A 12,739-nucleotide genomic window follows, 5' to 3' on the forward strand; every position below is an offset into this window, starting at 1 on the left:
TCAACGCTCACGCCAGCAGATCAAGCGCCCTTGAATGGCCGCTGCGTGCATCGCGTTCGCTGTGCGAGGCCAGATCCGAAAGCAATTCCTTCATGTCGAGTATCAGGACGATCTGACCATTTGACAGCGTCGTCACCCCGGCCACCCCGCGTGGGCGGAAATCGTCCAGCGCCTTGATCACTGCATCATCACGGCCGGCAAAATTATCGACTGCGAGAATGAAGCTACGTTCCGCAATCTGCATCAGGACCCCATACTCGGGAGGCTGCACCTGCGGCCAGCCGAGCAAACGCGACAGTGCGATCACCGGCAGAATCTCGCCGCGGACGACTAGCGTCTCCTTGCCACCCACCTCCTGCATCCGCTCATGGTCGATCGGCAGGATCTCCCTGACCATGGAAAGCGGCAGGGCGAATGGCTGCTTACCGAGCATGACGAGCAGAACTGGCAGAATGGCCAGGGTCAAAGGCAGGGAAATGATGAACACCGAGCCCTTGCCAGGCTCGGAACGAATCTCGACCGAACCATTTAGCTTCTGGATGTTGGTCTTGACCACATCCATGCCGACGCCGCGGCCCGACACCGCCGACGCCTGCGCCATCGTCGAGAAACCGGGCAGGAAAATAAGGTTAAGGCTTTGCCGATCGTCGAGCGTATTGGCTTCCTCTTCGCTGATGATGTTCTTCTCGACCGCCTTCGCCCTGATACGCTCCGCATTGATCCCGCGTCCGTCGTCGGCAATGATCAGGACGATGTGATCGCCTTCCTGTCGCGCCTCCAGACGGACCACGCTCTTCGCCGGCTTGCCGGCCGCCTGGCGCTCGTCGGGCGGCTCGACGCCATGATCAACCGCATTGCGAATCAGGTGGATGAGCGGGTCGGCGAGATCCTCGATCATCGTCTTGTCTACTTCAGTCTCTTCGCCGACCAATGCCAACTCGACGTCCTTGCCCAATTGCCGAGCAAGGTCGCGGGCAATGCGCGGGTATTTCTGGAACAGACGCCCGATGGGCTGCATGCGCGTCTTCATCACCGAATTCTGCAAGTCGGAAACCAGCAGATCGAGCTGGCTGACCGCCTGGTCAAGCGCCTGGAGAGTCTCCGTATCGGTCCTGCCGGCAAGTATGTCCGCACGCAGGCTGGTCAGGCGGTTCTTCGTCAGCCCGATCTCGCCGGACAGATTGAGCACCTGATCGAGCCGCGCGGTATCGACGCGAATCGTTGTCTCGCGAGCAGCCGCCTTTTCTTCCGCGCGGCGACCGGAGGGAGCACCGCTCACTACGGCGCCCGGCTTGTCCGTCACGCGGCGCCCCTCGGGCGGGAAGTGCGGCTGCAGGCCCGCGAGGTCAACCTCGGCCGGAAGCTCTGCAGATGGCGCGACTGTCGAAGGTGGCTGCTGCTGTCCGGTCAAGGTCGCGTGCAGTGCCTGCCAGTCCGGGCCCTGATCAGTCACCGCCTGGGCTGACGACGGCGCCGCCGACGCCTCGGGCGCAGCACCAGCGGCTGCCAGTGACGTAGACGGCGGCACCGCATCGCCACCTTCGAGCGCAGCGCGCAGGGCCGCCACCACCTCACTAGCGGCCGCGTGTGGCTGCCGGCCCTGGGCAATCGTGCCAAACATCTGACGAACGCCTTGCGTCGCGGCCATGATGCTATCCAGCAACCCCGGCGTCAGCCTCATCTCGGCCGTGCGCAACTTGTCGAAAAGGCTCTCTGTCAAGTGACACAGAGCCACCAGTTCGCCCGCGTTGAGAAAACCGGCGCCGCCCTTGATCGTGTGAAAGCCGCGGAAGATGTCGTTGAGCAGGCGACGATCGTCGGGACTGCGCTCCAGTTCGACGAGTCTATTATCCACATCCGACAGAAGTTCACCGGCTTCCTGCAGGAAATCCTGCAGCAGGTCTTCCATCCCGGCAAAATCGCTCATCCTGAACCTCCTAGAATCCCAGGCTACCGAGCAGGTCATCGACCTGCTCTTGCGTGGCAACGACGTCGCTGCGCCCTTCGGCATTGATCACCGGCCCGTTGAGCAGACTCATCACCGAGTCGGTGCGCCGCTCGCCGGGCATGATTTCGATCAGCACGCCCATCAGTTGCGCCTCCAGTTCCTGCGCCATGACAATGATTTTCTTGATGACCTGGCCAGTCAGATCCTGGAAGTCCTGGGCCATCATGATCTCGAGCAACTGCGCTTTGGTCGCTTCTGTTTTCCGCGGCAATCCTTGTTTGAGGAAAGAACGCGTCTCCTCCGCCAGTCGCTTGAAGTCCTCAACGGCCATCTGGTTGTCAAACAACGCATCCCACCTGGCCGCCAGCGCAGCGGCAGCCGACTCCAGCTCATCCTGCAAGGGATGGGCGATATCGGTCGCATTCAACACCCTGCAGGCCGCCTGCTCGGTGAGGTTGGCGACATAATTGAGCCGGTCCCTGGTATCCGGTATGGCTGCAACCGTACTTTCGAGAAGCTCATGGTAGCCCAGCCCACCGAGCGTGTCATGCAACTGTCGGGCCATCTGACCGACGCGATGAAACACCTTGTCCTGATCCGGCCACGGGTCGGAACCCTCCGGCGATTCGGGGCCAGGACCTGCCGGAATCTGAGTCTGCACTGCCACGACGGAATCGAACAAGGCCTGCAAGTCATCACTGTCGTCAGCCTCGCCACCGCCTTCGCGCAACTGCTGGATCAGTGACGGCGAGGAAGGTTTTGCTGGCTTTGGTAGCGGAGTTGCGGTGGTGTCACGTTGCGAGACGATGCTGTCGAACAGTGCTTCAAGATCATCCGAGTCGCCGGACCTGTTGGCGTCGTTCATCTCAGCCACCCATCTTCTCAAAAACCTTCTGCAGCTTCTCGGCGAGCGTCGCGGCAGTAAACGGTTTGACGATATAGCCGCTTGCTCCCGCCTGCGCAGCAGCAATGATGTTCTCCCGCTTGGCCTCGGCGGTGATCATCAGCACCGGCAGGTGCTTCAGCGTCGCCGTGCTGCGAATCGCCTGCAGGAGTTGCAAGCCGTCCATGTTCGGCATGTTCCAATCGGTAACCACAAACTCGAACCCGCCGGCCTGCAACTTCTGCAGCGCGGCTGCACCATCTTCAGCCTCGTCGACATTGGAGAAACCCAGTTCCTTGAGGAGATTCCTGACGATGCGTCGCATCGTCGAAAAATCATCCACCACCAGAATTCTCATCTTTGGATCAGCCATTCCTTACTCCTGGTTGCTTTTTGGTTCTCTCAGCGCTCGAGCAGGGGGCGCAGGGTATCGGCAAGGACTTCGGCGTCGAACTTGGCGACGTAAGCGTCGACTCCCACAGCTTTGCCCATCGCATGATTGGCCTCCGACGACAGCGATGAATGCATCACCACCGGAATGCCCGCAAAACGGGAATCGCTCTTGATATTCTTGGTGAGAACATAGCCGTCCATCTCGGGCATTTCAGCATCGACAAGAATCATGCGGATCTCGTCGTGGACCGCGCGGCCGGTCTGCGTCGCGTGCGCCGCGATTCCCTGCAGCCGGCTCCATGCCTCGGCACCGTTCGTGGCATGCTTGTGCCTGACGCCAAGCTTGTCGAGCACTTCGCTGATCTTTCGCCGGGCGACAATCGAATCATCAGCGAAAAATATGCTGATATCCTCGTCGATGTTCATCGGCGGGATATCGACGATGATCGCCTCGCCAAAGGCATTGGCGAGAATTTGCTCAACGTCGAGAATCGACACCAGTTTGCCATCGTCCAACTCGGTGATTGCCGTGATCAGCCCCTGGTTGGTCGACAAGACGCTTTCGGGAGCTTTCACCTTCTCCCAGTCCACGCGAATGATCCTGTCCACCTCGTGGACCAGGAACCCCAGCGTGCGTTTGGAATATTCGGCGACCATCATCGTCTTGCCGTACTCGCGGACTTGGTCGTGGTGCTCAAGAAACGAAATCAGCGACAACACCGGGATCACATTGCCGCGCAGGGAAATCAGGCCCTCGACGCCGCGGGGCATGTTCGGTGTCTTGGTGATGTGGGGAGTTCGCCCGACTTCGCGCACCTTGAAAACGTTGATCCCGAAAGTCTCGCGCGTACCGAGGGAGAAGAGCAGAATCTCCATCTTGTTGGAGCCGGCAAGCCGGGTTCTCGCGTCAACGCCCTCGAGCAGGTTTTTCCGTTCTGCCAAATCCATCTTTTCGCTCCAGAGAGATCCTGAAATCAGGTCAACTGCATCACCTGACCAACACCCAGTAGCCTGCGCGTCAGGGTTTCCGACAAGCGCTGGGGTTCGAACTTGGGTACGTACTCATCGACGCCAACGGACTTGCCAAGCTGCTGGTTGGACATCCCGGACAAGGACGAGTGCATGATCACTGGTACGCCCGCAAAACGCGCGTCGGACTTGATCTTCTTGGTGAGAATGTAGCCATCCATCTCCGGCATTTCGATATCGGTCAGTACCAGACTGATCAGGTCGGTCACCTTCTGACCAGACGCCTGAGCATAGGTCGCCACTTTTTCGAGTTCATCCCAGGCCTCGCGACCGTTGATTGCCGCCATAGACGCTACGCCCATGGCGTCCAGGGTCCTCTGGATCTGCTTGCGCGCCACCGTCGAGTCATCGGCAAAGAACACCGTCAAGCCCGGGTTATTGAGAGGCTGGATGTTGCGATAGACGATCTCGTCGTCGTAGTTCGTCGTTTCGGACAGGATCTTCTCAACGTCCATGAGCATTACCAGACGACCGTCCGACAACTCGGTAACCGCCGTCACCAGACCGCCCATCTCAGCCAGGAGCATCGCCGGCGGCACCCTCATCTGACTCCAGTCGAGACGCAGAATCGTATCCACGCCCTCAACGAGAAAACCTTGTGTGTGGCCAGCGTATTCCGTAACGATCATGATCGAGCGTGGTGTCTGGGTATCTACGCGTGCATAGCGGGCCAGATCGACAACCGGAACCAACGCGCCCCGCAGGCTGACCATCCCTTCCACCGAGGCAGGCATTTCAGGTGCCGCAGTAATCGGCGGCGTACGCATCACCTCACGTACCTTGAAGACATTGATGCCAAAGGTTTCGCATCGTCCGGTGCGGGCATCGGTCCCGAGCATGAACAGCAGAATTTCCAGCTTGTTGGTCCCCGCCAGCTTTGTACGGGCATCAATGTTCTTGAGTAGCTCTGACATTTTTCCATTCCCTCGCGCCAAGACCCGTACGATCCGTGTCGCACGCATCCTAAACCAATAGACACCACCACGTCATGAACATCCGCGCAGACAAACTGAGCCGCACAGCGGCTCAGACCTCTGTCTTGTAGCCAATGCGGAAGCCACCCCAGTGTCGACCCTTGACGTAAACCGGCGCCGAAATGTCATGCAGCACCTCACCGGTATCGCGCCGGTAGGTCTGCAAGAGGAAGGGCTGTTGGTGCGCGCCGCAGCGCTTGCCCACCGGGTCATCGAAGATCCGCTTGCCGCGGCTATTCACGAAATCGACCTTCTCGTCGCCGGTCAGCGGCTGCGAGAATTTCCGGTTATGGGTGGGCACGTAAGCGTTGCGGTCGATAGCGATAGCGTAGATCAGCCAGTTGTATTGCTGCAGCAGACTCTCCTGCAGCGGCGGCGCGACTTGATCGGTGAAGGCGTCAAAACGTGTCTTGAACTTCGCCGGCCGGGTGTTGCCGATCGGCTGGTATTTGTCATCGAACAGTTCTTCGATGGTCATCTTGCCCGAATCGACCGCCCTGTCGAAGAGCTGGCCGAGAGCACAAGCGGCCTGCCTGACGATTTCAGGCATTCTCGCGTGCGCTGCGACCGCCTGCTCGCCGGCTGACCCAAGCTTGAAGACATTTTGGATTTCCCTGAGATTTTCGGCCAGGCATTCGACACGATCGACCGCCAGCAGCGCCTCTGCCGTCACCGCGTTGTTCGTTTCGGCCATTTCCCTGATTCTGCCGACATGATCCGCGATCGCCTGCCCGGTGCGATTCTGCTGGGCGACGGAGGTAGCGATCATCTCGACTTTGGCCATCGTCTCTCGCGCTCCGTCGTTGATGCGCTCCAGCGAACTCGCCGCCTGCTGGGCGAGTTCAGCACCGTTCCTGGCCTGTCCGTTGCCCGCTTCAATGCTGGTAATCGCGCTCTGTGTCTCACCCTGAATCGAGCCAATCATGTGACTGATCTCGCCGGTCGCCTGCGAGGTCCGTTCAGCGAGTTTGCGGACCTCATCCGCGACAACGGCAAAACCACGCCCCTGGTCACCTGCGCGCGCAGCCTCGATCGCTGCATTGAGGGCCAGCAAATTGGTTTGGTCGGCAATCTCCCGAATCGTCTGAACAATGCCGCTGATCGCCTTCGAACGATCGCCAAGCGCACATACCACCCTCGCCGACTGGGTCACCGACGCCGCGATTTGCTCCATCTCTGCCGAAGCGCTGCGCACGATCTTCATGCCTTCGGTCGACAGGCTACTCGAGGTCTCCGAAATGGCCGCCGTTTCGCTGGCACTCCGACTGACCTGATTCATGTTTTCGGTCAATTCATCCATCGCGACGGCCGTCGCCAACGCGGCCTCGCGTTGCTGGTTCGACCCCGTGGCAACACGTTTGGCGTCGGACATCAACTGTCTTGAGGCGCTGGCCACCTCGACCGAGTTGAACAGCACTTTGCCGATAATCGTCGCGAAACTGCCGATCAGTCGGTTGAAATCCTCGGCCACGGACGCGATTTCATCCCTACCCTCCACGGGCGCACGCTTGGTCAGATCGCCATCCGCATACATGCTCGCGATCGCGTGACGAAGCCCGTTCAGACGTCCGACCAGATTCCTCTCAAGAAGAAAAGCCAGCACGGCGGCGATGAGCACCAGCCCTCCCAAGGCGACCAGCCAGGCAAAGGTGCTGTCTCCCGATACGGCATTCGCCGCCCAGCCAGCCACTGCAGCCGCAGCGACCTGAAGCAGCATCACGCTGCGAATCTTCCGAGCGACTCCGCTCATCCCTGGCCCCTCCATCATTGTTGAACACTTTGCCGCCGCGTAGATCTACGGCACCAGCAGCGTTTTCTTTAGCGCGTTCACCCAAGCTCCGGAAGAAGTCTTCCAAAGTTCCAAGCGCGGACTAGAGCAAAGGCAATTTGCCGACAACCCGTATCAGCGGGCGCGATAGAGCAGCGTCGGATGGACTTCCTGCAACACCTTCTGCATCGCCCGGCGATTCTTCAGGTTCAGGATGATCGGCGAGCGGGTGTTGGCGGCAATCTTGCCACCCTCGGCCGCATCGCGGTAGACGATGACCGCCACCGCCACATCCGCGGCATCCTGCAGCGCGAGCAACGCGCAGTCCGCGTCCGAGAGTTCGATCTCGTATTCGAGATCCAGCATCTCCGGCGCGACAATCGGGAACATTACCGCAGAATCGTCAAGCGACTGCAACCAGAACACCGTCGGCTTGCCTTCCTCGTGGAAGATCTTGAAGCGCGTGCAGTCGGCAAAACCAGTCATTCCCTCAGCGAAAGTGAACACGGTCTCCGGGTCGACAGGCACGTCCTTCAGACCAAATTTCTCGACATCGATTCTCATCTTCTTCTCCGGACAGGCCACCGTGTGTAGCAACCGAATGCTCAATTTAACCCGATTTGAAGCGTAGCGGTAGTCAAATCGTTCGATGAGGCACGTGCCTTCTTGAGTTTTGCCTGCCAATTCGGCATAGTTCGCGCTTTTTCAGTTACCAGAAGCCTCTGTGCCCATCGCCATGCCGCCACCGACGGACCCACGAATCAGCGAGAAAATCGCCGAGAAAATCGCGCAAGAGATCGGCTGCCGGCCAGCGCAGGTGCGGGCCACCACCGCCCTGCTCGACGAAGGGGCGACCGTGCCTTTCATCGCGCGCTACCGCAAGGAGGCGACGGGTGGCCTCGACGACATTCAGTTGCGCCTGCTTGATGAACGCCTGACTTACCTGCGGGAAATGGAAGACCGGCGCACCAGCATCGTCGCCTCGATAGAGGAACAGGGCAAACTGACCCCCGAGCTGGCAGCCGAAATCAGCGCCGCCGACACCAAACAACGCCTCGAAGACCTGTACCTGCCCTATAAGCCCAGGCGACGCAGCAAGGCGCAGATCGCCCGTGAGGCAGGTCTGGCTCCACTTGCGGACGCCTTGCTGGCCGACCCGACGCTGTCGCCGGAGAGCGAAGCCGGGCGCTACGTCAACGCCGAAGCTGGCTTTGCCGACCTGAGGAGCGTCCTTGATGGCGCCCGCCAGATCCTGATGGAGCAATTCTCCGAAGACGCCGAACTGCTCGGCGAGCTGCGCGCCTATCTTGCAGCGCACGGCCTGGTGAGATCGACGGTCGTGGTTGGCAAGGAGAACGAAGCGGCCAAGTTCCAGGACTATTTTGCTTACTCGGAGGCGATCCTCGCCATCCCCTCGCATCGCGCCCTGGCCCTTTTGCGCGGACGCAACGAGGGCCTGCTGCAACTCTCGCTGGTTCTCGACAACGAGCCTGGCGCAACGACCAGCGGCGCCAACCCCTGCGAGGCACGCATCGCGCTGCGCTTCGGCATCCATGACCGCGGCCGGCCAGCCGACAAATGGCTCGCCGACACGGTACGCTGGACCTGGCGCATCAAGGCCTTGCTGCACCTCGAAGGGGAACTGATGAACGCTCTGCGCGAGCGCGCCGAGGCCGAAGCCATCCGCGTTTTTGCCGCCAACCTGCATGACCTGCTGCTCGCTGCGCCAGCCGGTAAACACGCCACCATGGGCCTCGACCCCGGCCTGCGCACCGGCGTCAAGGTCGCCGTGATCGACGCCACGGGCAAGTTGCTCGACACCGCCACGATCTACCCGCACGAGCCCCGCCGCGACTGGGACGGCTCGCTGCACACCCTGGCCCTGCTGGCGCGCAAACACCATGTCGATCTGATCAGCATTGGCAACGGCACCGCATCGCGCGAAACCGACCGCCTGGCAGCCGACCTGATCCGCCAGCAGGCAGAGCTTCACCTGAGCAAGGTCGTCGTTTCCGAGGCCGGCGCTTCGGTCTACTCGGCTTCCGAATACGCCTCACGCGAGTTCCCGGACATCGACGTCAGCCTGCGCGGCGCGGTGTCGATTGCCCGCCGCCTGCAGGATCCGCTGGCCGAGTTGGTCAAGATCGATCCGAAGTCGATCGGCGTCGGCCAGTACCAGCACGACGTCAGCCAGTCCAGGCTGGCAAAAGCACTCAACGCGGTGGTCGAGGACTGCGTGAACGCGGTCGGTGTCGACGTCAATACTGCCTCGGCCCCTCTCCTGACGCGGGTTTCCGGCCTCAGCCCGACGCTGGCGACGAATATCGTTGCGCACCGCGACAGACATGGCGCTTTTCGCAACCGGCAGGCACTCAGGGAGGTTCCCCGCCTCGGCGAGAAGACCTTCGAACTGGCGGCCGGCTTCCTGCGCATCACCGACAGCGACGATCCACTCGACCGATCGGCGGTGCACCCGGAAGCCTACCCGCTCGTCGAGCGGATTCTCGCGGACATCAGGAAAGGCATCCGCGAGGTCATCGGCGACTCACGCCTGCTCAAGACGCTGGCGCCGGAAAAATACATCGACCAGAAGTTTGGCCTACCGACTGTACGCGACATCATCAAGGAACTGGAAAAGCCGGGGCGCGACCCGCGTCCCGAATTCAGGACCGCGGCCTTCAGGGAAGGCGTCGAGCAACTCAAGGACCTGCAGCCGGGAATGATCCTTGAAGGCGTGGTCACCAACGTCGCCAACTTCGGCGCCTTCGTCGACATCGGCGTCCACCAGGACGGTCTGGTGCATATCTCGGCCATCGCCGACAAGTTCGTCAAGGATCCACGCACGGTGGTCAAGGCAGGCGATGTGGTCAAGGTCAAGGTGCTCGAGGTCGACCTGCCGCGCCAGCGAATTGCGCTCACCATGCGGCTCGCCGACGACCTGCCCAGCGCGCCAAGAATGGCACCCGCGCCAGCCTCGGCCAGGGCTCGGCAGCGCCAGCAAAGCCAGCCCGAGGCAAGCGGCGCCATGGCCAGCGCCTTTGCCCGCCTGAAGCGGTGAGCGACTGGGGCGGCACGCAGCGATGTAGGGACCAATAAGCGAAGCGCACTGCACCACCGGTATCGGGCGCCATGCCCGTTGGTCATTGCGCCGGACGCTACTACAATAGCCGAACCGCCGGCCAACAATACCCACCCCGCCCACCGATGCCATGAACAAGACGCCCGGAAAAACCGCCACCAGCGGCCGCAAGGCTGCCACCCGAAACACTGCCGAGCCTCGCCTGTCGCGCCTGCGAAAACCCGAAGATCTGCCGGTGGACGACTGGCAAAGGGCGCTGCGCCAACAATTCGGGCGCGAGCAGCCGTTCCTTTTCGAGAACCTTGGCGACCATCCGGTCTTCTCCGATTTCGCCGTATTCAACCCCGACAGCGGTCGTCGCTACCGGGTGGCGATTCGCGGCGCCCATCCGGGCGACAATCTGTGCTCGTGTCCCGACTTCGCGACCAACGATCTGGGCACCTGCAAGCACATCGAATTCACGCTCGCTCAGCTCGGCGCCCGGCCGGGCGGCAAAGCCGCACTCGCAGCCGGCTTCCAGGCATCTTTCAGCGAACTGTTCCTCGACTATGCCGGCCAGCGACGCGTCCGCCTGCGTCTCGGCAGCGATTTTCCCGCAGCGCTACAGCCGGCCGCGAGCCGCCTGTTCACCGCCGCTCGCGGCTGGCAACTGGCGCCGGAACGTTTTGCCGATTTGCCGGCGTTCGTCGATCAGCTGCGTGCCGCCAGCCACGACCTGCGTTGCCATGACGATGCGCTCGCCTTCGTCGCCGAAGTCCGTGATGGCGAAGCGCGCCGGCTGACGCTCGCGGCCGCCTATCCGCTGGGCGCCGACAGCCCGCAACTGAAAACACTGCTGAAGACCGAACTTTATCCCTACCAGCGGGCAGGCGCACTGTTCGCCGCGGCTGCCGGTCGCGCCCTGATCGGCGACGAAATGGGCCTCGGCAAGACCATCCAGGCGCTGGCGGCGATGGAAATGTTCGCCCGTCACTTCGCCGCCGAGCGGGTTCTGATCGTCTGCCCTACCTCGCTCAAGCATCAATGGGAACGCGAGATCGCCCGCTTCACCGATCGTCGCGCGACGGTCATCGGCGGTCTGCGCACTGCCCGCCAGGCGCGCTATGCGCAGGAAGACTTCTGCAAGATCACCAACTACGAGACGCTCCATCGCGACCGCGACCTGATCGAGGCCTGGGCGCCGGATGTGGTGATCGTCGACGAAGCTCAGCGGATCAAGAACTGGAATACCATCGCCGCGCGGGCACTGAAGCGCATCGACAGCCCCTACGCGCTGGTCCTCACCGGCACCCCGCTCGAAAACCGCCTCGAGGAACTGATCTCGATCGTCCAGTTCGTCGACCAGCACCGGCTCGGGCCGACCTGGCGCCTGCTCGACGAGCATCAGCAGCGCGACGAACGCGGCCGCGTCGTCGGCTACCGGAATCTGCAGCAGATCGGCCAGACGCTGGCGCCGATCATGTTGCGCCGGCGCAAGGCGGAAGTGCTCGAACAACTGCCCGAGCGCGTCGACAATACCCTGTTCATGCCGATGACCCCGCAGCAGGCAGACTACCACGAAGAGAACCGCCAGGTGGTCGCTCGTATCGTGCAGCGCTGGCGCCACACCGGTTTTCTCTCCGACAGGGACCAGCTCCGTCTGCACTGCGGCCTGCAGAACATGCGCATGTCGTGCAACAGCACCTTTCTGATCGATCATGAAAGCGACCACGGCCACAAGGCGGACGAGTTGATTACCGTGCTCGACGACCTGTTTACCGATCCGCAGACCAAGGTCGTCGTCTTCAGCCAGTGGGTGCGCACGCATGAGTTGATCATCCGCCGTCTGGCCGAACGCGGCTGGGAGCATGTCCTGTTCCACGGCGGCGTTCCGGGCGGCAAGCGTGGCGCGTTGGTGGACCGCTTCAACAACGACCCCGCCTGCCGCGTTTTTCTCAGTACCGACGCCGGCGGCGTTGGCCTCAACCTGCAGCATGCGGCGGCGGTGGTAGTGAACATGGACCTGCCATGGAATCCGGCGGTGCTCGAACAGCGCATTGGTCGCGTTCACCGACTCGGCCAGACGCGCGGCGTCCAGGTCATCAACTTCGTCGCCAGAGGAACGATCGAAGAAGGGATGCTTTCGGTGCTGGCGTTCAAACAGTCACTGTTCGCCGGCGTCCTCGATGGTGGCGAGAGCGATGTCGTCCTGCAAGGTACGCGCCTGTCCAAGTTCATGGAGACGGTCGAACAGGTCAGTGGCGCGGTGGATGACCAGAGCGCGATTGAGGTCGACAGCCCGGACATTCAGCCGCTCGATGCGCTGCCGGAAGCAGGAACCGACGCTGAGCCTGGCGAGCTGGAAAAACCCGGCCCCGTGGCACGGTCGAACGACGAAAGCAGCCACCCCGACGCCGACCGACGCCGTCCTGCGGACGAGCAGCGAGCGGCTGCTGGCGCGCCAGCGCCGGCGACCGCCGATCCGTGGGCGCCGCTACTGGCGGCCAGCGCGCAGTTGCTCGGCGACCTTGCTGCGGCCTCGCAAGGCGAGCGCGAGTCGCCTTTCGTGCACACCGATCCGGCGAGTGGGCAGCGCTATCTCAAGCTGCCGATGCCCGACCCGCAAACGGTGCAACGCCTCGCTGAAGGGCTGCTGAGCCTGTTTGGTGGTCGTCACTAGCCACCG

At 61.9% G+C, this 12,739-nt stretch carries 9 protein-coding genes; 2 read left to right on the forward strand and 7 right to left on the reverse strand.

What is annotated here, in order from left to right:
* Positions 1-7: 7 nt before the first annotated feature.
* The 7 genes from ACCAA_RS06080 to fliW all read right to left on the reverse strand — a co-directional run bounded on the left by ACCAA_RS06080 (position 8) and on the right by fliW (position 7,559).
* Complete coding sequence (locus ACCAA_RS06080; protein ID WP_186406328.1) at positions 8-1,927, reverse strand: chemotaxis protein CheA; 1,920 nt, start codon at positions 1,925-1,927, stop codon at positions 8-10.
* 10 nt (positions 1,928-1,937) lie between these two features.
* Positions 1,938-2,813: a protein phosphatase CheZ gene (gene cheZ, locus ACCAA_RS06085; RefSeq protein WP_186406329.1), complete on the reverse strand. Its 876-nt coding sequence runs from the start codon at positions 2,811-2,813 to the stop codon at positions 1,938-1,940.
* A gap of 1 nt (position 2,814) precedes the next feature.
* A complete protein-coding gene (cheY, locus tag ACCAA_RS06090) occupies positions 2,815-3,204 on the reverse strand; it encodes a chemotaxis response regulator CheY (RefSeq protein WP_186406330.1) in 390 nt (129 codons plus the stop codon).
* Positions 3,205-3,233: 29 nt separating this feature from the next.
* Positions 3,234-4,172 carry a chemotaxis protein gene (locus ACCAA_RS06095; RefSeq protein ID WP_186406331.1) on the reverse strand — a complete coding sequence of 313 codons (939 nt, stop codon included), beginning with the start codon at positions 4,170-4,172 and terminating at the stop codon, positions 3,234-3,236.
* Positions 4,173-4,198: 26 nt separating this feature from the next.
* On the reverse strand, positions 4,199-5,167 hold the full coding sequence (locus tag ACCAA_RS06100; RefSeq protein ID WP_186406332.1) for a chemotaxis protein: 969 nt from the start codon (positions 5,165-5,167) through the stop codon (positions 4,199-4,201).
* A 112-nt stretch (positions 5,168-5,279) separates the two neighbouring features.
* The gene (locus ACCAA_RS06105) at positions 5,280-6,977 is read right to left on the reverse strand and encodes a methyl-accepting chemotaxis protein (protein ID WP_186406333.1); all 1,698 of its coding nucleotides are present in this window, start codon (positions 6,975-6,977) and stop codon (positions 5,280-5,282) included.
* A gap of 153 nt (positions 6,978-7,130) precedes the next feature.
* On the reverse strand, positions 7,131-7,559 hold the full coding sequence (gene fliW, locus ACCAA_RS06110) for a flagellar assembly protein FliW (protein WP_186406334.1): 429 nt from the start codon (positions 7,557-7,559) through the stop codon (positions 7,131-7,133).
* A gap of 172 nt (positions 7,560-7,731) precedes the next feature.
* Between fliW and ACCAA_RS06115 the strand changes: the two genes are divergently transcribed.
* Entirely contained in the window at positions 7,732-10,053 is a 2,322-nt protein-coding gene (locus ACCAA_RS06115; protein ID WP_186406418.1) for a Tex family protein, read from the forward strand.
* A 151-nt stretch (positions 10,054-10,204) separates the two neighbouring features.
* Positions 10,205-12,733 (forward strand): DEAD/DEAH box helicase, encoded by a 2,529-nt coding sequence (locus tag ACCAA_RS06120; protein ID WP_186406335.1) that lies wholly within the window; start codon positions 10,205-10,207, stop codon positions 12,731-12,733.
* Positions 12,734-12,739 lie beyond the last annotated feature (6 nt).

The sequence above is a fragment of the Candidatus Accumulibacter aalborgensis genome, assembly GCF_900089955.1.
GTDB lineage: Bacteria > Pseudomonadota > Gammaproteobacteria > Burkholderiales > Rhodocyclaceae > Accumulibacter > Accumulibacter aalborgensis.

Coding starts and splice junctions, on each gene's coding strand:
- ACCAA_RS06080 (WP_186406328.1), bottom strand. CDS start 1,927: ATGAGCGATTTTGCCGGGATGGAAGACCTGCTGCAGGATTTCCTGCAG.
- cheZ (WP_186406329.1), bottom strand. CDS start 2,813: ATGAACGACGCCAACAGGTCCGGCGACTCGGATGATCTTGAAGCACTG.
- cheY (WP_186406330.1), bottom strand. CDS start 3,204: ATGGCTGATCCAAAGATGAGAATTCTGGTGGTGGATGATTTTTCGACG.
- ACCAA_RS06095 (WP_186406331.1), bottom strand. CDS start 4,172: ATGGATTTGGCAGAACGGAAAAACCTGCTCGAGGGCGTTGACGCGAGA.
- ACCAA_RS06100 (WP_186406332.1), bottom strand. CDS start 5,167: ATGTCAGAGCTACTCAAGAACATTGATGCCCGTACAAAGCTGGCGGGG.
- ACCAA_RS06105 (WP_186406333.1), bottom strand. CDS start 6,977: ATGAGCGGAGTCGCTCGGAAGATTCGCAGCGTGATGCTGCTTCAGGTC.
- fliW (WP_186406334.1), bottom strand. CDS start 7,559: ATGAGAATCGATGTCGAGAAATTTGGTCTGAAGGACGTGCCTGTCGAC.
- ACCAA_RS06115 (WP_186406418.1), top strand. CDS start 7,732: ATGCCGCCACCGACGGACCCACGAATCAGCGAGAAAATCGCCGAGAAA.
- ACCAA_RS06120 (WP_186406335.1), top strand. CDS start 10,205: ATGAACAAGACGCCCGGAAAAACCGCCACCAGCGGCCGCAAGGCTGCC.